Origin of the sequence: Streptococcus oralis (assembly GCF_022749195.1) — a bacterium.
Lineage (GTDB): Bacteria > Bacillota > Bacilli > Lactobacillales > Streptococcaceae > Streptococcus > Streptococcus oralis_CI.
In genome coordinates, this window is the sequence record NZ_CP094226.1 from 1,393,221 (window position 1) to 1,413,200 (window position 19,980).

19 protein-coding genes and 1 pseudogene are annotated in these 19,980 nt (G+C 41.3%); 9 read left to right on the forward strand and 11 right to left on the reverse strand.

What is annotated here, in order from left to right:
• Positions 1-56: 56 nt before the first annotated feature.
• Complete coding sequence (locus tag MP387_RS06840) at positions 57-857, forward strand: amino acid ABC transporter substrate-binding protein (RefSeq protein WP_242745872.1); 801 nt, start codon at positions 57-59, stop codon at positions 855-857.
• Positions 858-1,036: 179 nt separating this feature from the next.
• Here the strand turns inward: MP387_RS06840 and MP387_RS06845 are convergent, their stop codons facing one another.
• From MP387_RS06845 to recJ, 8 genes are all read right to left on the reverse strand, one after another.
• Positions 1,037-1,585: a hypothetical protein gene (locus MP387_RS06845; RefSeq protein ID WP_139689391.1), complete on the reverse strand. Its 549-nt coding sequence runs from the start codon at positions 1,583-1,585 to the stop codon at positions 1,037-1,039.
• 327 nt (positions 1,586-1,912) lie between these two features.
• Positions 1,913-2,746 (reverse strand): metallophosphoesterase family protein, encoded by an 834-nt coding sequence (locus MP387_RS06850; protein WP_242745873.1) that lies wholly within the window; start codon positions 2,744-2,746, stop codon positions 1,913-1,915.
• Positions 2,736-4,583, reverse strand: coding sequence for an excinuclease ABC subunit UvrC (gene uvrC, locus MP387_RS06855; RefSeq protein ID WP_242745874.1), 1,848 nt, complete (start codon positions 4,581-4,583; stop codon positions 2,736-2,738). The genes MP387_RS06850 and uvrC overlap by 11 nt, the downstream gene beginning before the upstream one ends.
• Positions 4,584-4,684: 101 nt before the next feature.
• Positions 4,685-5,386: a M57 family metalloprotease gene (locus tag MP387_RS06860; protein WP_242745875.1), complete on the reverse strand. Its 702-nt coding sequence runs from the start codon at positions 5,384-5,386 to the stop codon at positions 4,685-4,687.
• 104 nt (positions 5,387-5,490) lie between these two features.
• Positions 5,491-6,270 carry an alpha/beta hydrolase gene (locus MP387_RS06865; protein WP_242745876.1) on the reverse strand — a complete coding sequence of 260 codons (780 nt, stop codon included), beginning with the start codon at positions 6,268-6,270 and terminating at the stop codon, positions 5,491-5,493.
• Between the two features lie 68 nt (positions 6,271-6,338).
• Positions 6,339-8,000, reverse strand: coding sequence for a ribonuclease J (locus MP387_RS06870; RefSeq protein WP_242745877.1), 1,662 nt, complete (start codon positions 7,998-8,000; stop codon positions 6,339-6,341).
• Between the two features lie 501 nt (positions 8,001-8,501).
• Positions 8,502-9,149 (reverse strand): COG3942 and LysM peptidoglycan-binding domain-containing protein, encoded by a 648-nt coding sequence (locus MP387_RS06875; RefSeq protein WP_242745878.1) that lies wholly within the window; start codon positions 9,147-9,149, stop codon positions 8,502-8,504.
• Positions 9,150-9,431: 282 nt separating this feature from the next.
• Positions 9,432-11,651 carry a single-stranded-DNA-specific exonuclease RecJ gene (gene recJ / locus MP387_RS06880; RefSeq protein WP_242748056.1) on the reverse strand — a complete coding sequence of 740 codons (2,220 nt, stop codon included), beginning with the start codon at positions 11,649-11,651 and terminating at the stop codon, positions 9,432-9,434.
• 177 nt (positions 11,652-11,828) lie between these two features.
• Here recJ and MP387_RS06885 point away from each other — a divergent pair, with 177 nt between their 5' ends.
• From MP387_RS06885 to MP387_RS06905, 5 genes are all read left to right on the forward strand, one after another.
• Complete coding sequence (locus MP387_RS06885) at positions 11,829-12,587, forward strand: amino acid ABC transporter ATP-binding protein (protein ID WP_242745879.1); 759 nt, start codon at positions 11,829-11,831, stop codon at positions 12,585-12,587.
• A 10-nt stretch (positions 12,588-12,597) separates the two neighbouring features.
• Positions 12,598-13,392: a transporter substrate-binding domain-containing protein gene (locus MP387_RS06890; protein ID WP_242745880.1), complete on the forward strand. Its 795-nt coding sequence runs from the start codon at positions 12,598-12,600 to the stop codon at positions 13,390-13,392.
• Positions 13,393-13,404: 12 nt separating this feature from the next.
• Positions 13,405-14,082 (forward strand): amino acid ABC transporter permease, encoded by a 678-nt coding sequence (locus MP387_RS06895; protein ID WP_242745881.1) that lies wholly within the window; start codon positions 13,405-13,407, stop codon positions 14,080-14,082.
• A gap of 9 nt (positions 14,083-14,091) precedes the next feature.
• Positions 14,092-14,751 carry an amino acid ABC transporter permease gene (locus MP387_RS06900; RefSeq protein ID WP_000443890.1) on the forward strand — a complete coding sequence of 220 codons (660 nt, stop codon included), beginning with the start codon at positions 14,092-14,094 and terminating at the stop codon, positions 14,749-14,751.
• Between the two features lie 129 nt (positions 14,752-14,880).
• Positions 14,881-15,663, forward strand: coding sequence for a DUF4037 domain-containing protein (locus MP387_RS06905; protein ID WP_242745882.1), 783 nt, complete (start codon positions 14,881-14,883; stop codon positions 15,661-15,663).
• A 141-nt stretch (positions 15,664-15,804) separates the two neighbouring features.
• Here MP387_RS06905 and MP387_RS06910 read toward each other — a convergent pair whose 3' ends face one another.
• The 3 genes from MP387_RS06910 to MP387_RS06920 form a co-directional block, all read right to left on the reverse strand.
• On the reverse strand, positions 15,805-16,242 hold the full coding sequence (locus MP387_RS06910) for an Rrf2 family transcriptional regulator (RefSeq protein WP_242745883.1): 438 nt from the start codon (positions 16,240-16,242) through the stop codon (positions 15,805-15,807).
• A 164-nt stretch (positions 16,243-16,406) separates the two neighbouring features.
• The gene (locus MP387_RS06915; protein WP_242745884.1) at positions 16,407-17,348 is read right to left on the reverse strand and encodes a hypothetical protein; all 942 of its coding nucleotides are present in this window, start codon (positions 17,346-17,348) and stop codon (positions 16,407-16,409) included.
• A gap of 151 nt (positions 17,349-17,499) precedes the next feature.
• Positions 17,500-18,351 carry a metallophosphoesterase family protein gene (locus MP387_RS06920; RefSeq protein ID WP_242745885.1) on the reverse strand — a complete coding sequence of 284 codons (852 nt, stop codon included), beginning with the start codon at positions 18,349-18,351 and terminating at the stop codon, positions 17,500-17,502.
• Between the two features lie 193 nt (positions 18,352-18,544).
• Between MP387_RS06920 and MP387_RS06925 the strand changes: the two genes are divergently transcribed.
• The 3 genes and pseudogenes from MP387_RS06925 to MP387_RS06940 form a co-directional block, all read left to right on the forward strand.
• Positions 18,545-18,910: a hypothetical protein gene (locus MP387_RS06925; protein WP_242745886.1), complete on the forward strand. Its 366-nt coding sequence runs from the start codon at positions 18,545-18,547 to the stop codon at positions 18,908-18,910.
• A gap of 312 nt (positions 18,911-19,222) precedes the next feature.
• On the forward strand, positions 19,223-19,600 hold the full coding sequence (locus tag MP387_RS06935; protein ID WP_242745887.1) for a hypothetical protein: 378 nt from the start codon (positions 19,223-19,225) through the stop codon (positions 19,598-19,600).
• Positions 19,601-19,618: 18 nt separating this feature from the next.
• Positions 19,619-19,828, forward strand: a pseudogene (locus MP387_RS06940) (hypothetical protein); the annotation flags it as partial.
• Positions 19,829-19,980 lie beyond the last annotated feature (152 nt).

Sequence of the window (19,980 nt, forward strand, 5' to 3'; positions counted from 1 at the left end):
TCAATAAAACAGTTTTTGATAGACTGATAAGTAATTTACATTTGAAAGGAGACATTATGAAAAAAATTGGCCTTTTACTACTCATCATCCCATTTTTGATTGCCTGCGGGAACCGAGCAACAACAAAAGAAACAACATCTCCAAAGACAATCGTCGTAGCTACAGCTGGAGATGTACCACCATTTGACTACGAAGAAAACGGAAATCTGACAGGCTTAGATATAGAAGTTTTGAAAGCAGTTGACGAAAAACTGAATGATTATGAGATTCAGTTTCAAAGAACTGCCTGGGAAAGCATCTTCCCAGGTCTCGATTCTGGTCACTATCAGGCTGCAGCCAATAACTTGAGTTACACAAAAGAAAGAGAAGAGAAATACCTCTACTCACTTCCAATTTCAAACAACCCCCTCGTCCTTGTCAGCACCAAGAAAAATCCTTTGACTTCTCTTGACCAAATTGCTGGCAAAACAACCCAAGAGGATACTGGAACTTCCAATGCCCAATTTATTACTAACTGGAATCAGAAACACCCGGATAACCCTGCAACTATCCAATTTTCTGGAGAGGATATTGGCAAACGAATCCTTGACCTTGCTAACGGTGAATTTGATTTCCTTGTTTTTGACAAAGTTTCTGTTCAAAAAATTATCAAAGATCGTGGCTTAGATTTATCTGTCGTCGATCTACCTTCTGCTGACAATCCTAACAACTATATTATTTTCTCGAGCGACCAAAAAGAGTTCAAAGAACAGTTCGATAAAGTTCTCAAAGAACTCTATCAAGATGGAACCCTTGAAAAACTCAGCAACACTTATCTAGGTGGTTCCTACCTTCCAGATCAATCTGAATTGAAATAATAAAACGATTGGCTAAGCCAATCGTTTTATTTAGTATTTGTTGGTTACTCCTCACGGAGATTATTAAAATGGAGAAGCCACAATGCAGTATTGACACTTTATTTTTCTTATCTATCTTCTATGAGGAGATAACGGCTTTCAAAAAAGCAGACGAATCTTCGTCTGCCTATTTTTTGTCACTATTCAGCAACAAAACTGCTAGCTCCTTTGAGAGCTTGTTTTAACGAATCACGTGCAGTCTTCAACTGTTGAAGAAATGGAGTACGCGCTTCTTCTGGCATAGCTGTGTCATCAGAGCCAGCACTTGAAAGTCCTTCGTTAAAAGCAGTTCTTGAAGATTCCATCGCTTCGAGAGCTGGTTCAACTTGATCCTTATAGCTTTCTTTTTGATCAGCTGGGATTTTATCTTCAACTTCTTTTACATATTTCTTGTAACTATCAATCAACTTACCATAGAGAGTCTTCATATCTCCAATTGTTTTAGCTTTGTCAATTTCTTCATCAGTCAAAAGAGTAAAATCAGATGTTGTTGAAGAATCTTTCTTTGAAGCTTCGTTATTTGAAGTTTCAGATTTTGAAGTCTCAGATTTCGAAGTTTCATTTTTTGAAGAGGATGTTTCTTTAGCAGTTGATTCTTTGGTAGCTGAGTTACTAGAATTATTTCCAGAACACGCTGCTAAAGTTACAACTGATAAAAGTAATAAGCTAGAAGTAAGAATTTTTTTCATGACTTTCTCCTTAATATTTTATAATTAATTACATTTTATAATAAAATAATTTCATTGTCAAATATTTTCTGTGAAATTACAAAAACTTAAATCCGGTCCTTTGGTCCATATATCAACAGTTTATATCTGTCTCGAACTATAAATCGAATGCTACCCCAACTAATCATTATTCATATATTTTGAATAAATAAAAAACGCAGAAATTACCTATTTCATTCAAACAGAGGTTTAAAAAATCAAAACTTGGATAAGGTTATCAGCCTCAAGTTAATAAAACGATTGGCCAAGCCAATCGTTTTATTTAGTATTTGTTAGTTAAATCAACTTTTACAAAAAATCAAAATAATCCTTCACATCTTCTGCATACCCATGCTTTTCAATTAAACTAGCTAAGAGTTCTAGATTGTGCCCCCGATAGTTGTCATCTCGGCGTAGTTCTTCATACATTTCGATAAAAGGAAGCCCCTTGGACTTGGCCAATTCTAACTCTGCTTCATAGTCATAAGCAACTTTTCGGAATAGAATGTTTACTAATTCCCCATATTCTACTTCTATCACAGCATACTGAGCACGGTGATTTTTTAACGCCTCCCAATTAAAATAGGGCATGCCAATCGACCCTGGATTGATGATTTGTTGCCCTTGACTGCCATAACGAAGCAACTGCTTGTGAACATGACCATAGACTGCCACATCAACTTCATCATCTAGGAGTTGGTCAAATTTCTCTGTATCATTCTCAACTAGCAAGTCACCACCATAGTTCTTATTTGGCAAATTATGAGAAAGAGAAAAACGCAGTCCGTCAACTTCTCTCTTTTCTAGCATAGGTAAGCTTCGTAGCCAGTCAATCGTTGCAGGATCCATTCGCTCCATCAAATACTGCGTCATACGCAAGAGCTGGACTTCCTGTGGGTCTTCCAAGCCATATTGCCCATCTAAAGCCTCAAGGACACAATCATCCCAATTGCCTCGAACACTTGTAGTGATAGAAAGTTCCTTTAACAGAGCGACCAAGTCATTTGCACCTGGACCAGGGAGGAAAATGTCTCCCATGAGCCAGTATTCACTGACTCCTTGTGCTTTAGCATCTGCAATCACTGCTTCTAAGGCAGTCACATTTCCATGAATATCTGATAAAATTGCGATTTTATGGTTCATCATAATCTCCTTTTGTTTGGTAGTCCACTCTTTCTTCCGCCACTTGAGCCAATTCCACTTCTTCCTGAGGGTTCAACTTTCTTTTCACATCTTCTGCGACTGCTCTTGTCACACCCACTTCGACAATTTCATCCACACTAGCTTCCTTGATTTTAGTGAGAGATTTAAAATGCTTCATGAGATTCTGTTTGCGTTTAGGTCCCAGACCGTCAATCCCATCCAGTTGTGAAGAAAAGGAATTTTTTGAGCGCAGTTGGCGGTGGAAGGTGATAGCAAAGCGGTGCACCTCATCCTGGATGCGTTGGAGGAGAAAGAATTCTTGAGAATTGCGAGACAACTCCACCACTTCCAGTGGATCTCCAAAGAGCAGTTCATGGGTTTGGTGCTTGTCATTCTTTTGCAGACCTGCAATTGGGATATCCAAACCTAGCTCTTCTTGGATGACTTGCTTTGCGATATTGACTTGACCTTGTCCCCCATCAATCACAATCAAATCTGGCGGGGTTAAACCATCACGTTGAACTCGGCCATAACGTCTGCGAATAACCTCTCGCATACTAGCATAGTCATCTGGGCCAACAACCGTTTTTATCTTGTACTTTCGGTAGTCTTTTTTACTCGGTTTGCCATTGACAAAGACCACCATAGCTGAAACAGGACTGGTTCCCATGATATTAGAGTTATCAAAGGACTCGATACGGACTGGGGTCGGGATTTGGAGCAAGCGTCCCAGATTTTCAATAGCTCCTTGGGTCTTTTCGACTGATTTTTCTAGCAGATTGAACTTCTGCTCCAGACTAACACGGGCATTTTTGATGGCTAGATTGACCAGTTGTTTTTTCTCTCCACGTTGGGGCTTGAAAATCTTGGTATCCACCAAAGCCTTAACGGCTTCTTCATCGATATCCTGCGGAATCAGCACCTCATTGGGAACCAGGTGAGATTTTTCTTGATAGAATTGTCCCACATAGGTCAAGAAGTCCTCATCCGGATCATTGTAGTAGGGGAAGAGATTGACATCCCTCTCAATGAGCTTGCCTTGACGAACAAAGAAAACCTGGACACACATCCAACCCTTGTCCACATAGTAGCCAAAGACATCCCGATTTTGGAGATCCTTTGCCATAACCCGTTGCTTGGTCCGAAGTGTTCCAATAGCCTGAATCAGGTCACGGTATTCCGCCGCACGTTCAAATTCCATGGTCTGAGCTGCCGCAGCCATTTTCCCCTTGAGATCATCGATGATTTTATCATCCTGCCCTTTTAGGAAATCAGAAACCTCCTGAGCCATGGACTTAAAATAGGACTCATCTTTTTTACAGATGGTATGTGCCATACACTGGCCAATATGGTAGTAAAAACAAACCTTTGAAGGCGGGTTGGTACATTTCCGAAAAGGAAAAATCCGGTCCAGTAGTCGCTTGATTTCATTGGCTGCCCCCACATCAGGATAAGGTCCAAAATAAAGACCTCCATCCTTTTTGACCTGACGGGTGATAATCAAGCGAGGATAACGCTCATTGGTGATTTTGATGAAGGGATAGGACTTGTCATCCTTGAGCATGATATTGTACTTGGGCTTATTTTCCTTGATGAGGTTGATTTCTAGGAGAAGCGCCTCAATATTGGACTCAGTGACGATAAATTCAAAATCCACAATCTCAGATACCAGAGCTTCTGTCTTGGTATCATGACTGCCACGGAAATAGGAGCGCACACGGTTGCGCAGATTTTTAGCCTTTCCTACATAAATGATAGTGCCGTTTTTATCTTTGTGAATGTAACAACCAGGGCTGGTCGGCAAGAGCTCTAGTTTTGATTTGATCAAGTTATTCATAGTTCCATTATAGCAAAAAGGCCGTGACAGGACGAACAAAAAGCCCCACCAATCACTTGTTGGAGGAGCTTTGATTTCTTTTCAGATTGCACCGACTTCATCTAGTCGCTACTGGAATAGAGTTCTTGAACAGCTGTCACATCCTGAGGCTGAATCCCATAATAGGAACCTGCTGGCTGCATGACAGAAGTCTCGTTGGTATGATCCAAACCGATGGCATGCCCCAGCTCGTGCTCCGCCGTGTGCACGATTCTGTCATAAGAATAACCATAGTTTGGATTGGATAGATAATAGTGATTCAGGCGAACCGTTACAGATATAAATTGTTTGGTTAACAAATTGGTTTGACTCTCGGCTTGACCTGCTACAGCGGTCGAGCCATCATTCATCTCACTTGCCACAATATCTGCCTGACTAGGATCCGCAACCACCTCAAAGGTAAAAGCTCCCGTTTGATTCCAGTTTTTTATGGCTTCTGCATAGGCGCCTTGGAAGGTCTCATCCATTTGAGGCTCAATATAGATGCGAGCTGAGGCTTGAGCCCACTTGCCTTCTGCATGTTGGTGACTGTCTGTCTGAGACAAGACTTCCAGCGTTCCCGTCTCCCTCCATTGATTCCAGCCACCTTGACCAATCTTGCTCATTTTTTCAACCTGATTGACCGCAGAATGAAAATCACCTGTCAGATACCAAACCACTCCAAAGGCAATGAGCAGTAGAATGACCACAGTCCAAACCAGACGCCAGAAGAAACGCCAAATTCCCAAAAGAAATCGGAACAATAATCGAATAATCCAGAACATGACGCCCCACCTTTCATAAAAATAAGAACCTATCTCGAAATCACATTCTCCTTGATCAAGATAGATTCTCTATTTTACTGAAGAAAGCTGAAAGAAACCTAAAACTAAGATAAGCGTTCTTCCAAGACAAAGTCAATTGGTAGAGTAGCCAAAAAACGTTCCAATTGTTTTTCCCAGTAGTACCACTCGTGCTTACCTGGACTATGACTATAGGTCACCTCAAAACCAAGATTTTTGAGGTTTTTCACTGCGAGGTTATTGGCAGAGTAGAGATAGTCTTGCTCCCCACACCAAACCCATAGTTTGGTCATTTTATCGGATTTTGCAGCCATGCTTTCAAGCGAATGAGGACTAGATGTCCAGTCTTTAATCTCTCCAAAAACTCCTCTCCAGTAGGCAAGTGACCCCAGATCCTGACTTTCAGGAGAAAATTCCTGAAAACTAAGCGCACCAGAAAAACTAGCCGCATGAGAAAAACGATTGGTTGCGAGAGCGAGTTTGAAGGAACCATAACCTCCCATGGAGAGGCCTGCTATGAAGGTCTTTTCTCGCTTGCTGGTCATATTGGGGAAGAAACGTTTCATGACTTGGGGGAGTTCTTCTGCTAGAGCTGTATAGTAGTTATAGCCATACTGAGTATCTGTGTACCAGCCATTATTTGTATTGGGCATGATAACAATGAGATTGGTTCCACGCAACAAGCGTTCGACATTGGTACGTTTGAGCCAGCTATTTTGATTTCCTGACATTCCATGCAAAAGATAAAGAACAGGAATATCTGTGCAATCTGGTTCAATCACCCGACTAGCATCTGGATAGAGTACCGTAACGCCCCACTCCATATCCAAAACTTCTGAGTAATACTCAATATTCATAACTGCCATGGTTGTCTCCTTTTACTATTCTATAAGAAAAAGCCGAATTTCGACTTTTTCTGTAGGTATTCTGCTTATTATTTTGCTTCCATCACGACTGGCAAGATTGCTGGACGACGCTTGGTTTGATCAAAGAGGTACTTGGTCAGATTGTCACGAACCTTGCCTTTGAGATCTGCCCAGTCAAAGTCATCACCTTGAAGATACTCTTCTACCGTTTGGTTAATCAATTCTGAACTTTCACGGAGAATGTCACGACTCTTCTTGAGATAAACAAATCCACGCGTGTGAACTCGAGCCTTGGCGATGATTTTTTTCTCACGTCTATTTACAGTAATGGCAACGATGAAAATCCCGTCCTCTGACAAGACTTTACGGTCACGAAGGACAACATTTCCAACATCTCCGATGGCATTTCCGTCAATCAAGACATCACCTGCAGAAACTCCACCAGCAGGGACAAAGTCCCCGTGTTCGTAGGACATGGTTGTTCCCTTTTTCGGGATAAAAATACGCTCTGGCAACATCCCAACTGCCATGGCAGCCTTGGCATGCGCATCCAACTCACGGTATTCCCCTTGGATAGGGAAGAGGTAATTTGGTTGCAAAAGATTGATCATCAACTGCAAATCACGCGCATTCCCGTGTCCGGATACTCGCAAGCTTTGGGTAATGAGTTTCACCACACCACCAGCTTGGTAGATCATGTTTTCAACACGCGCCATGACGGCTTCTTTGGCGATAGATGGAGTCGTTACGATATAAACCAAGTCCCCATCTTTGATTTCCACATAGCGGTGGCGACCAATGGACATCTTACGAAGTCCATTGATAGGTTCACCCATACGGCCCGTCTCAAGGATAATCAACTCATGGTCTTCAAAACGAGACATTTCTTTTGGTTTAATCAAGAGACTTTCATTAGCTAGAGATAATTTTTTGAGTCGAATCGCAGTGCGGACGATATTTTCAATATCAAATCCAGTCAAAACAACTCGGCGACCTGTATCTGCTGCAGCATCAAAAACCTGCTGGATACGAGAGAGGTTGCTGGCAACTGCTGCAACGATGATACGACCTTCCCAGTCTGCAATGGTCTGAGTAATTTCATCCCCAACTTCACTCTCGCTAGCTACCTGGATATTGCTATCAGCATTGGCTGAATCACTGAGGAGCGCCAAAACACCATCACGACCAATCTCTGCCAAACGAGCAAAATCCGTCGCATAGGATTCACTAGCTGTCTGGTCAAACTTGAAGTCGCCTGTGTAAACAATGCTACCTTCAGCTGTTTTCAGGACTATTCCCAAACTTTCTGGGATAGAGTGAGTTGTACGGAAGAAGGAAACCACAGTTCCTCCAAAGTCGATCTCCGTATCTTCATCAATCACATGGAAGTCATTGAATTTCTTAACCGTATCATTTCCTTTGACAAAGAGTTTGGCCAACTCAATGGTCAACTCAGAACCAAACACAGGCACCTTAGCCTCTGCCAAAAGATAAGGCAGGGCACCAATGGCATCCGCATGTCCGTGGGTCAAAAAGACCCCTGCGATACGATCGCTATTTTCAAAAAGGTAGTCCATATTTGGAATGACGACATCAACACCTAGTTGTTCATTTTCAGGGTATTTAAGCCCCGCATCCAAAACAAAAATAGAACCATCGATTTCAGCGATGTACATATTTTTACCATTTTCTCGTACACCACCTAGTGTTGTTAAACTAATATTACTCATTTTTCCTCCGAAACTTCATTTATCTTGATTATAGGGTGAATTTACCCTCTTATTCTAAAAGTTCTCAAACTCTCAGCCGAATCTTTTCCTACCATTATACCATTTTTTTGATTATTTTCAAAATGAAGATCGGTTTTTAACTAGAGATTAGTCACTACTGTGAATCGAATCCTTTAACTTTGACTTCTCTTTTGGATGCTTCATCTAAGATAATGGAAGGATTGCACCATCAAAAATATGGGCTTTTTGAATCAATTTAATTTCAGATACCTTTCTCGAACCCTAAATTTCTCTTTTAGTTCAAAAAAACTTGCTTTTACCTCTCGACTTGAGAACTATTTCCTACAAAGACATGGTTTATCTACATTCAAAAGCGAGATTTTCCTGTTCGCTACAGAATCTAAAAATTTTTCAGCAATTATCCACCAAGATGGAGCTTAACGATAGGAAATTTCTTCAAAAAGAAAAAAGACTTAGAAATTCTAAATCTTTTTATCATCTTTAGTTTGGATAGATATAAGTGACGTTTCCTAAAAATTCGTGTGGATTAAAGAAGCCACGATAATTTGCAATCTGCTTTTGACGTCTGTAGTTTGCTTCCAATACCTGGATAGAGTTTTCACTTTGAACATCTGTTACATAAGCAACGTGTCCATATTCACCACCGTCCCAAACGGCGATTGCTCCTACTACTGGAACACTTCCTGTCTTATAGCCTTGAGCACTCGCGTAGATTGCCCACGTGTTGGCATTTCCCCACCAGTTGCTAGCCCAAGGCGCCAATTCTTTCACGCCCCATGTACACTGACCAACAGGATAAGAGTTTCCATAGTTTGTCGGAGTCTTTTCGACAACATCCTCTGTATCTGATACCACATTCGCAGTACTAGCTGGAGCACTGTAGGTAGAGCTAGCCTGAGCGGAACCACTCACTTGGAGAACATCTCCTGGGTGGATGGTATCAAAGATGGTTTTTCCATTCAAAGCCGCTAAATCATAAGGATCCATACCATTGGCAGTAGCAATGGCATAAAATGAATCACCATCTTGAACAACGTAAGAGTTCGCATGAACCGTTTGAGCCCCAACTGTAGCCAAAATAGCGGTAGAAGTTAAACCAAGAGTCAGTTTCGTAACTGTTTTTTTCATAACTAGATTCCCCTTATATTTTCTTGATAAGAAAATCATACTTGATTTACATGTCAGTTAGTTTAGAGTTATATTTTAGTCATGTTACAAAAATTTATACTTTTACTACATAAGGTTTAAAAGTAGACATCGTATAAAGTGATAGAAGAGAATAAAAAACGAAGCATTTCCCCAATCTTTATATCAGTAGACCACTCAAAAGACCGTCTTATCAACCACTCCCACATCAAGCATTTATCCGACAAAAAGAGACCGAGATAGGTCATCTCAGTCCCTTTCCATCTATAACTCCATTAAAAAATCATACATTTCCTGCACGGTACCCAGCGCCATCATTTCTTGATTTTTTACAGTTTGTTTGAGATTTTGGTAAATCTGACTTTCAGCAATTTCCCTTTTCGGCGCTTCTTTATTGACTGTCATGACACCATCTTTGATAGTTACAAAGCCCAGTTCCTCAAATACTTGGATCATCTTGACCAGCAAGATTTGTTGGATATTGAGATAAGCCGCCAAATCTTTGAGCTTGTAGCGAATATCAAACTCTGGGAACTGGTAAATAGTCTTGTACAATTTAGCAAACTGTTCTCTAGTCCCATAACCTGTCAGATAGTAGGCTTTATCGATGTCATTTTTGAAATAGACAGCAGAGAAATGCTGTTCCTGAAAAATGGTCTTCAGCAAGGTAATATCCTCGGGAATGGTTTTCACAACCACAGCATCACTAGTCGCTAAATCTGGCACCTCTCCAGAGAAATCCAAGACTGGAACCCCTTCTGGCAGGGCTACGTTCTTCCCACGAATGTTAAAGAGTTGAACACCCTCCACACGAGCATCCACCATCATCAACTGGAGGGCAGTTTGCCCATTCCATTGATTGACAGACAGGGTGACTGCCAATTCTAGATTCTTGGTTTGAGCAAACTCTGTCGCCCATCTACCTTGTCCGAAGGCCACCACTTCAAAACTCGCCTCACCCTTGGAAATTTTTAGTTTGAGGTGGGCATTGCCTGCTCCCATGGTTCTAGCACTTTCGACATGAAAATCCTTGATATAAAAAACAGGTTTCTGATTGTCCATTCCAAAGGGAGCTAAACGTTCAAAGCTTTTAACTGTTTCCAAGCTAAGCGTCTCCAAGTCTAGCTCTTCATCTAGATTTAACTTGTTCTTACCACTAGCATCTGCGCCTTTTTCACGGATATAATCTTCCAAAACCTGAGATAAATCTGTGAGTTTCTCCACTTCCAGCGTCATTCCAGCTGCACCAGCATGGCCGCCAAAGGCGATAAAGAGGTCGCGATGGGGATCTAAGGCTTCAAAAATATCGACCGCTTCCACACTACGAGCGCTACCCTTGGCACGATCTTCTTCTATATTAAGAACGATGACTGTCTGCCCTAGTTCTTCCAACAAACGACCAGCAACGATACCCAGAACGCCAGGATTCCAGCCTTCCTTGGCCAAAACCTGGACCTTCTTCTCAGGATCCACCATGGTCTTAGCTTCTTCATAGATTGACTGAACAATTTCCTTGCGCTCTTCGTTTTTCTGGTGAATCATGAGGGCAATCTCATGTGCTTCCTCATCGTCAAATCCAGTCAACAAATCAATAGCTGGATTAGGATCGTCCAAGCGCCCTAAGGCATTTAAACGAGGGGCAAGCTGAAAGCCAACCGTTTCTTCTGTCACTTCGTTAGCAGCAATCCCAGCCATGTCTAGCATTTCTTGCAGACCGATGCGCTGGGTATGTCCCAACATTTCCAGACCATATTGAACCAAGATACGGTTTTCATCCGTCAGACTCACCATATCCGCAATAGTTCCGATAGCAACCAAATCAAGCAATTCCACTTGCACTTCTTCTAAAAGAGCGCAAGCTAGCTTGAATGCCACTCCACAACCAGCTAGATATTTGAAAGGATAGTCCGCATCCGGATGCTCAGGGTGAACAATCGCAAAGGCATCAGGAAGAGTTTCCGGCATGGAATGGTGGTCGGTCACAATGACATCCACTCCCATAGACTGGGCCAGTTCAATTGCTTCGTGACCTGCAACCCCATTATCCACCGTCACAATCAAGGAAATTCCCTCTTGCTCGATAAAGTATTTATAGACACTGGCATTGGGACCATAGCCATCGGTAAAACGATTTGGCAGGTAAACACGGCACTCCGCTCCAAGCTGTTCCAAACTTTCCTTCACAATCGAAGCTGAAGTCATGCCATCCGCATCATAGTCACCGTAAACGAGGATATTCTCCCCTTCTTCAATGGCCTGACGAATCCGCTCCACTGCCTTATCCATATCATGGAGCAGATAGGGGTCATGTAAGTCCTCCAAAGAAGGTTCTAAAAACTTCTTGAGACTTTCCTCATCCTGAATCCCTCTTTCAAATAATAACCGAGCCACCTCAGGACCCAGCCCAGCCTTCTTGGCTATCTTTGTAAAATCCGCATCTTCAACCTGCGGGGCAAACTGCCATTCATAAGTAGGAGTTATCAAAAAGACATCCACTCTTTCTAAGAATTCTATCGTTTCATTATAACATGATTTAGGCATTTTCTCTATTCAGATTGCTTTTTTATAACATTTTAGTGAATTTTTTTCAGATATGATTTGACAAGAACATTCTTTTGGTGTAGAATCATGTTATAAAATCTAACACAAAGGAGATCTCTCATGGCTTTAGTAGAATTTAAAAACGTCGAAAAATATTACGGAGACTATCACGCACTCCGCGACATCAATCTCCGTTTTGAAAAAGGACAAGTTGTTGTCCTGCTTGGACCTTCTGGCTCTGGGAAGTCCACTCTTATCCGTACGATCAATGGTTTGGAGGCTGTTGACAAAGGAAGTCTCCTAGTCAATGGACACCAAGTAGCAGGTGCTAGTCAGAAAGATTTAGTTCCTCTTCGTAAGGAAGTCGGCATGGTTTTTCAACATTTTAATCTTTATACACACAAAACAGTGTTAGAAAACGTGACACTAGCGCCCATAAAAGTTCTAGGAATTGATAAAAAAGAAGCTGAAAAAACAGCCCAAAAATATCTGGAATTTGTAAACATGTGGGACAAGAAAGATTCCTATCCATCCATGCTATCTGGTGGACAAAAACAACGGATTGCCATCGCACGCGGCCTCGCTATGCGTCCGGAACTCCTCCTCTTTGATGAGCCAACATCTGCTCTTGATCCTGAGACTATCGGTGATGTACTAGCAGTTATGCAAAAACTAGCGCATGACGGGATGAACATGATCATCGTTACCCACGAAATGGGCTTTGCCCGTGAAGTTGCGGACCGCATTATCTTTATGGCTGACGGAGAAGTGTTGGTGGATACGACAGACGTCGATGACTTTTTCGACAATCCAAGCGAACCTCGTGCCCAACAATTCCTCAGCAAAATTATCAACCACGAAAGTGACAAAGTCAAATAAGGAGGCGCCTATGAAAAAGAAATTCTTTTTATCAGCATTATTGATTATCCTTTTCGGCCTTGCTGCTGCCAAACCAGTCCAAGCCGATACCAGCGTCGCAGACATTCAAAAAAGAGGCGAACTAGTTGTCGGTGTCAAACAAGACGTTCCCAATTTTGGTTACAAGGACCCCAAGACAGGGACTTACTCTGGTATCGAAACGGACCTGGCCAAGATGATTGCAGACGAACTCAAGGTCAAGATTCGCTACGTTCCTGTTACCGCTCAAACACGTGGACCACTCCTAGACAATGAACAGGTCGATTTGGATATCGCGACATTTACCATCACGGAAGAACGTAAAAAACTCTACAACTTCACCAGTCCCTACTATACGGACGCTTCTGGTTTTTTGGTCAATAAATCTGCCAATATCAAAAGCCTTGAAGACCTAAATGGCAAAACCATCGGGGTTGCCCAAGGCTCTATCACCCAACGCTTAATTACCGAACTGGGTAAAAAGAAAGGTCTAACCTTTAAATTCGTCGAACTTGGTTCCTACCCAGAATTGATTACTTCCCTTCACGCTCACCGTATTGATGCCTTTTCCGTGGACCGCTCTATCCTGTCTGGCTACATCAGCAAACGGACAGAACTACTAGATGATAGTTTCAAACCATCTGACTACGGTATCGTCACCAAGAAATCAAATACCGAGCTAAACGACTATCTTAATACCTTGGTCACTAAATGGAGCAAGGATGGTAGTTTGCAGAAACTCTATGACCGTTACAAGCTCAAACCATCTAGCCATACCGCAGATTAAGGAGGACACCCCATGACAGATTTATCATCTTGGACAGCCTATTTTCAGGATTTTGGACAATTTTTCAATGGTTTCCTCTTCACCCTTGCCCTAGCAATTGGATCCTTTATCCTAGCTATTGTCTTAGGAATCATCTTTGGAGTCCTATCAACTAGCAAACATCAAATTTTAAGGATTTTGGCTCGTATCTTTGTCGAATTTTACCAAAACACTCCCCTATTGGTGCAGTTTGTCATCGTCTTTTATGGTTTGCCTCTTATCAGTGACCACACCATCATGATTCCGATTTATTGGACAGCTGTTCTCTGCGTGGGACTCTATCACGGCGCTTATATCGCTGAGGTTATTCGTTCAGGGATTCAATCTATCCCTAGCGGTCAGATGGAGGCCGCCCTGTCGCAAGGTTTTACTTATATCAGTGCCATGCGCTTGATTATCTTGCCTCAAGCCTTCCGTATCATTCTCCCTCCATTGACCAACCAAATCGTCAACCTCATCAAGAACACCTCTACCACTGCCATCATCTCTGGAGTAGACTTGATGTTTGTGACCAAATCTTGGTCGGCTCTCAACGGAAACTATATTCCAGCCTTTTTAGGCGCTGCTCTTCTCTACTTTGCCCTATGCTTCCCTGTTGCCCAGTTTGGTCGCAAGATGGAGCAAGCCAACAAAAAAGCCTATTCACTTTAGGAGGTTACTATGGAATCTATTTTAGAAGTTTTGACCCCAGATAACCTGGTCTTTATCTTTAAAGGATTTGGCTTAACTCTCTACATTTCTCTGATTGCTATCGTCCTCTCGACCCTTATCGGAACAGTACTAGCCGTCATGAGAAATGGGAAAAATCCTGTCTTACGGATCATCTCCAGCATTTATATCGAGTTTGTACGTAACGTTCCCAACCTCCTCTGGATTTTCACCATCTTTTTGGTGTTCAAGATGAAGTCCACACCAGCTGGTATTACAGCCTTTACCCTCTTTACCTCAGCAGCCCTGGCTGAGATTATCCGGGGCGGCCTCAATGCCGTGGACAAGGGCCAGTACGAAGCAGGAATGTCGCAAGGATTCACCTCTGCGCAAATCCTCTACTACATCATTCTCCCACAAGCGATCCGTAAAATGCTGCCAGCCATCATTTCTCAGTTTGTAACCGTGATTAAGGATACCAGTCTTCTCTACTCTGTTATCGCTCTACAAGAACTCTTTGGCGCTAGCCAAATTCTTATGGGACGCTATTTCGAACCAGAGCAGGTCTTCAGTCTTTATATCCTGATTGCCTTGATTTACTTTATCTTTAACTTTGCCATTTCTAGTCTGTCTCATAAGCTAGCAAAACGTTGGCAACAAGCCGCAGAATAAAAACGAAATGTGAACTCAAAACAAGGGTTCACATTTTTTGCTATAAATGAAAAAGAGCAACTCAATGCTATGCAAACGTTTTACTTTTTGGTAAAATGACTTTAAAACCATAAAGTAAGGAGAAAAATCATGATCCACGAACTTTGCAAAGAATTCTCTCAACTGGAACAAGTAGAAGCTATAGCTCTTGGTGGTTCTCGTGCAGAACAAGCCTACGATCAAAATTCTGACTATGATGTCTATGTCTATCTTAACTCACCTATTGATGAGAAAACTCGTCAAATCATTCTTAGCAACTATTGCTCCTATATGGAAATTGGAAACCAGTTTTGGGAGTTAGAGGATGACTGCGTACTAAACAACGGTATCGAAATCGAGTTGATTTATCGTTCGCTGGAGTCGTTTGAACAAGAATTGAACTCAACCGTTTTTCAGCATCAAGCCCAAAATGCCTATACAACTTGCATGTGGCATAATCTACTCCACAGCAAGATTCTATACGATCCAAATAGTCACTATGCTTCGCTCCAAAAGACTTACCAGATTCCCTATCCACAGGAACTCAAAAAACATATCATCGAAAGGCAACTCCTTTTGCTAGACCAGGCCATGCCTGCCTTCTCTCATCAAATTGAAAAAGCTATCAAGCGTCAAGATCTTCTCAGCATGAATCATCGTACGAGTGAGTTTTTTGCTTCCTACTTTGACTTGTTATTTGCGCTCAATGAGCAAACCCATCCTGGTGAAAAACGAATGTTGGATTACGCAAAGACCAATTGTACACTCCTCCCTAAGCAATTTGAAGAAACTATTCGCAAGTATTTCCAAATACTCTACCAACCGCAACAAGGAGAACAAGCGGTTGTAACCTTACAAACCATCCTGAACCAACTAAAGGCCATTTTGCCATAAGTAAAAAATGAAATGTGAACCTGAAACTGAGGCTCACATTTTTCTTTATAGTTTACCGTAAAGCATCTAGTAGACTTTTCCACAATTCTTCTTGCCCAACTCATAAAAAAGCGGCAATAGAAAAAGAGGAGCCTAGTCCTCTTACTTAGACAGTTTATTCTGAGCATCGGCTACAACCTGAGCCAGACTTGTCTGGCTCAGTTGATTTTCCATAGCTGCTTGAACATCGAACAACTTTTGGTCCAAAACTGCATGGATATTCGCACCAATTGGGCAATTAGGATTTGGATTGTCATGAAAACTAAAGAGCTTACCGGATTTTCCTAAACACTCCACAGCTTGGTAGACATCCAACAAACTGATATCCTGAAGGTCTTTTATTATCTCAGTTCCTCCCGTACCACGAGCAACTGAAATCAATCCTGCTTTTTTGAGTTGCGATAAAGTCTTTCGGATAATGACTGGATTGACTCCGACACTAGCCGCAAGAAAATCGCTGGTTACTTTACTTTCTGTATCCTGCATTGCAATAATAATCATCATATGAGTCGCAATTGTAAATCGGCTTGAAATTTGCATCTTCTTCTCCTTCCATTGATATTTTATTCATCTTTTCCCGTATAAACATTATACCGTTTTTGGTTTTCCTGTCAAATATTAACGAATGATTACCTTCTCCATGCAAAAAGTCCTGTATCCCTCTTGACAACCAGAACGGTAGAGGGCATACAAAGACTTATTTTTTATGCAATTTTACGGACAATCCCTTTTGTTTTATGACTTGACCAGACTGAGCTGATAGACACCCCAGCACCAACTAAGGTAAACACAGCTAACATAGCTAGATTATAAAAATAGTTATCTGGAAAATGACCGCTAAAGATTAAATCATTCACCACTCGGAAAGCAAAGGCAAACTCAACCCCTAGTTTGGCAACGACTTCCATCGCCAAATCAATTTGATTCACTAGAAAGACAGTAATCACCATCCAAATAGAGGAAATCACAATCCCCTTTCGAGATACCTTTCTTCCAAGGATTTCATATCCTTTAATGGTACAAATCCCCAGAACAATACCCGCTACCATAGCTACATAACCTAGACGAGCGATAAATAGAGCAACTGCTCCACCAATCAAGGCTCCCAGCAAGGCACCAACTGCTCCAAGAATAACATTTTCCTTTTTATTTTGATAAGAATCCACCTCGATTTGAAGATTGCTCTTCAGCAATTGATAGCTTTCCTCGTTGATAAGGAAAATTGAATCACCTAATTGATAGAGACCAACGGGACCCTCCTGACCGCTATAGGCACACACTTGGACGAAATGATGGGTTTCAAGGAATGCAACGAGGTCTGTTATGAGCGTCTGTAACTTTTCAATTGTTTTTGATTTGCGCATGGCACCTTTTACGACAAAAGAAACAAGGTACTGATTGATAGACAAGGTCGACAAGTTTGGAAGAGATTCACTCTTAAACTCATCCCAAACCAATTCATTTTCTTCTGAATCCGCAGGATTACCATTCAAACTCACACTGACACAAAGTCGAAACTGATTTTTCACGTCAGTTTCTTGCAGGAAAAGTAAATAGCCTGACTGCGTGCCATAAATACTACGCGAATCTTCGTCAAATTGCAAGCCCAACTCCGAGGCAATAGCGTGTAACTCTTCTGGTTTCATTATCTGTCTCCTCTTATTTTGAATATCAATTAGTATGAGATTCAAATTAGTTATATTCCGTTATTCTAACATAAATTTGAGAAGCCGTCAATTCGTATCCAGTTCGACTTATCGCAAAACAGCAGTCACTAGACTATCTTATTTCTACCTCTTAAAACCAATCTTTCTTGTCTCTTTCCATCCAAAGCTCAACATCCCTGTCATAACCTTCTTGTTCACTAATCTGACCTAACAATTCGTGGTTATGAGTATGGTGAATCCCATTTACCAAACTTTCATAGTAGACCTGGAAATAGGGAAGCTTCAAATCCTTAGCCAACTGCAATTCAGCTTCTACATCATAATCCACTCGACGAAAATCAACATCAGACAAACCTGCTTCATCAAACTCTAAAATCATATACTGGGCACGCAAGTCCTTACGCAACCACGCATCTAAAAAGAAGGGTTGCCCAATCGAACCTGGATTAAGAATCAACTGTCCATCACTTCCATAACGAAGCAACTGTTGGTGAATATGGCCATATACTGCGATAGAGGCGTGTGGATTCGTCACCAATCTATCAAAATCTTCTTGTTTTCCCGTATGAATCAACTCCCTACCCCAGTTTTTATCAGGGAGATGGTGAGTGATTCCCACCATCAAATCACCAAACTGACGATGAACTTGCATGGGTTGATTATTGAGGTCTTCGATTTCTTCAGGGCTGACCTCCTCTAAGATGTACTGACTTTGACGCAGGAGATAACGATGACTCGCTATTGTAGGATCTAACTTGCGATGCAGACCTCGCCAGAGACTATTCTCCCAATTTCCCAGAACTCTTACTGTAATAGGCAAGCTAGCTAAGAGGTCCAAGATCCTTCTACGTCCCGTTCCAGGCATGAGAATATCTCCCAAAAGCCAGTACTCGTCTACCTCCGCCATTCTTGCATCAGCCAGTACAGCTTCCAGAGCTGTCGTATTTCCATGTATATCTGAAAGAACTGCTATTTTAGTCATTCTTTCTCCTTATTTTCCTTCTTTTGTTAGTATTATAACAGAAAACACTCGAAAAGATCACTATCACCGATTACTGGATTAAATTGTAAGAGCTCCTAACTCGTGCTATAATATAAGTAGAGATTTCCCGATTATGTGGTCTACAATATCTCTCAAATATCTCTCCATTTTTGCAGATTGGAGGAATATTGCCATGAAAAAATATCTTAAGTATATCCCATACTACCTTGTCATTCTCTTCTTTTACTGGCCTTTCTATGAGTTGCTTTTACTGCTGATATCTGACCCTTATACGCTAAAAGGACTTTACATTTATAACATCATCCTCTTTTCACCTTTGGTAACCTTCATCGTATCCCTTCTTTATAGCTACCGTTTCCATTTCTCACTCTGGTGGTTGCTGGGAATTGGACTGCTCTATTGCTTTACCATCATCACTTTTGGTGAGTTCATTCTTCTTTATCTCGTAGCCTATGAAGTCTTCGCCCTTCTTGGTATGGCTTCAGGTAGAGGTCTTAGCCATCTTACAAACAAGCAGAAAAGTAAAAAAATAGGATAAAAGCCTTGAAAAATCTCGCAATCATGCTATAATAATGCATAGAGACAAGTCACTTAGTCCCTTTCTACTAGAGAGTGCGTGGTTGCTGGAAACGCATAGAAAGCCTAAACTGATACTACTCTACTGACTTTTATGAAAACATAAAACGGTGGCCACGTTAAAGCCAATCAGAGGTGTCCCTCTTTTTTGAGGAACATGAATGAAGGTGGAACCACGTTGCGACGTCCTTTTAGGATGTCGTTTTTTGTTTGGAGAATAGAGATATTGCCAGATTAAATGAAACATAGCTAAGAAAAGAAGATGGAGGTTGATATGAATAAATCATTGTCTTGGGTGATTCCCTGTGCCTTCCTTGTCGTCTATGTATGGCTAATGAAAACTCTCAGTCTATGGGGGTTAGAGTACATTGTTGTCTTTTCATTTTTTGCATTTGTTCCTCTTTTGCCATTTCTTGCTCCTTTTCTTGGCATCTTAATGTTTTTTAAGAAAAAGAAACTCATCCTATCAGGATATTTTCTAAGTCTAACTGCTGGTATTTATTTAGTTAATGCTATAAGAAACTATCCACTAAGGATATACATGAGAGGTGAGATGACTGATGAACAATATCTGTCTCTAATCCTTTCCTTAGTATGCTATCTATTCATTTCTACGGCTTTCTTTATTTTCAGACTGAAAAAGTTAAAATGAAATTGATTTAGCAAATCAATTGTTATCATTCTTTATAGCTACCGTTTCCATTTCTCACTTTGGTGGTTGCTGAGAATTGGACTGCTCTATTGCTTTACCATCATCACCTTTGGTGAGTTCATTCTTCTTTATCTCGTAGCCTATGAAATCTTCGCCCTACTTGGTATGGCTTCAGGTAGAGGTCTTAGCTATCTTACAAACAAGCAGAAAAGTAAAAAAATAGGATAAAAGCCTTGAAAAATCTCGCAATCATGCTATAATAATGCATAGAGACAAGTCACTTAGTCCCTTTCTACTAGAGAGTGCGTGGTTGCTGGAAACGCATAGAAAGCCTAAACTGATACTACTCTACTGACTTTTATGCAAACATAAAACGGTGG

Bases quoted from the DNA above. Each gene is read 5' to 3' on its own strand.
- MP387_RS06840 (WP_242745872.1), top strand. From the start codon at position 57: ATGAAAAAAATTGGCCTTTTACTACTCATCATCCCATTTTTGATTGCC.
- MP387_RS06845 (WP_139689391.1), bottom strand. From the start codon at position 1,585: ATGAAAAAAATTCTTACTTCTAGCTTATTACTTTTATCAGTTGTAACT.
- MP387_RS06850 (WP_242745873.1), bottom strand. From the start codon at position 2,746: ATGAACCATAAAATCGCAATTTTATCAGATATTCATGGAAATGTGACT.
- uvrC (WP_242745874.1), bottom strand. From the start codon at position 4,583: ATGAATAACTTGATCAAATCAAAACTAGAGCTCTTGCCGACCAGCCCT.
- MP387_RS06860 (WP_242745875.1), bottom strand. From the start codon at position 5,386: ATGTTCTGGATTATTCGATTATTGTTCCGATTTCTTTTGGGAATTTGG.
- MP387_RS06865 (WP_242745876.1), bottom strand. From the start codon at position 6,270: ATGGCAGTTATGAATATTGAGTATTACTCAGAAGTTTTGGATATGGAG.
- MP387_RS06870 (WP_242745877.1), bottom strand. From the start codon at position 8,000: ATGAGTAATATTAGTTTAACAACACTAGGTGGTGTACGAGAAAATGGT.
- MP387_RS06875 (WP_242745878.1), bottom strand. From the start codon at position 9,149: ATGAAAAAAACAGTTACGAAACTGACTCTTGGTTTAACTTCTACCGCT.
- MP387_RS06885 (WP_242745879.1), top strand. From the start codon at position 11,829: ATGGCTTTAGTAGAATTTAAAAACGTCGAAAAATATTACGGAGACTAT.
- MP387_RS06890 (WP_242745880.1), top strand. From the start codon at position 12,598: ATGAAAAAGAAATTCTTTTTATCAGCATTATTGATTATCCTTTTCGGC.
- MP387_RS06895 (WP_242745881.1), top strand. From the start codon at position 13,405: ATGACAGATTTATCATCTTGGACAGCCTATTTTCAGGATTTTGGACAA.
- MP387_RS06900 (WP_000443890.1), top strand. From the start codon at position 14,092: ATGGAATCTATTTTAGAAGTTTTGACCCCAGATAACCTGGTCTTTATC.
- MP387_RS06905 (WP_242745882.1), top strand. From the start codon at position 14,881: ATGATCCACGAACTTTGCAAAGAATTCTCTCAACTGGAACAAGTAGAA.
- MP387_RS06910 (WP_242745883.1), bottom strand. From the start codon at position 16,242: ATGCAAATTTCAAGCCGATTTACAATTGCGACTCATATGATGATTATT.
- MP387_RS06915 (WP_242745884.1), bottom strand. From the start codon at position 17,348: ATGAAACCAGAAGAGTTACACGCTATTGCCTCGGAGTTGGGCTTGCAA.
- MP387_RS06920 (WP_242745885.1), bottom strand. From the start codon at position 18,351: ATGACTAAAATAGCAGTTCTTTCAGATATACATGGAAATACGACAGCT.
- MP387_RS06925 (WP_242745886.1), top strand. From the start codon at position 18,545: ATGAAAAAATATCTTAAGTATATCCCATACTACCTTGTCATTCTCTTC.
- MP387_RS06935 (WP_242745887.1), top strand. From the start codon at position 19,223: ATGAATAAATCATTGTCTTGGGTGATTCCCTGTGCCTTCCTTGTCGTC.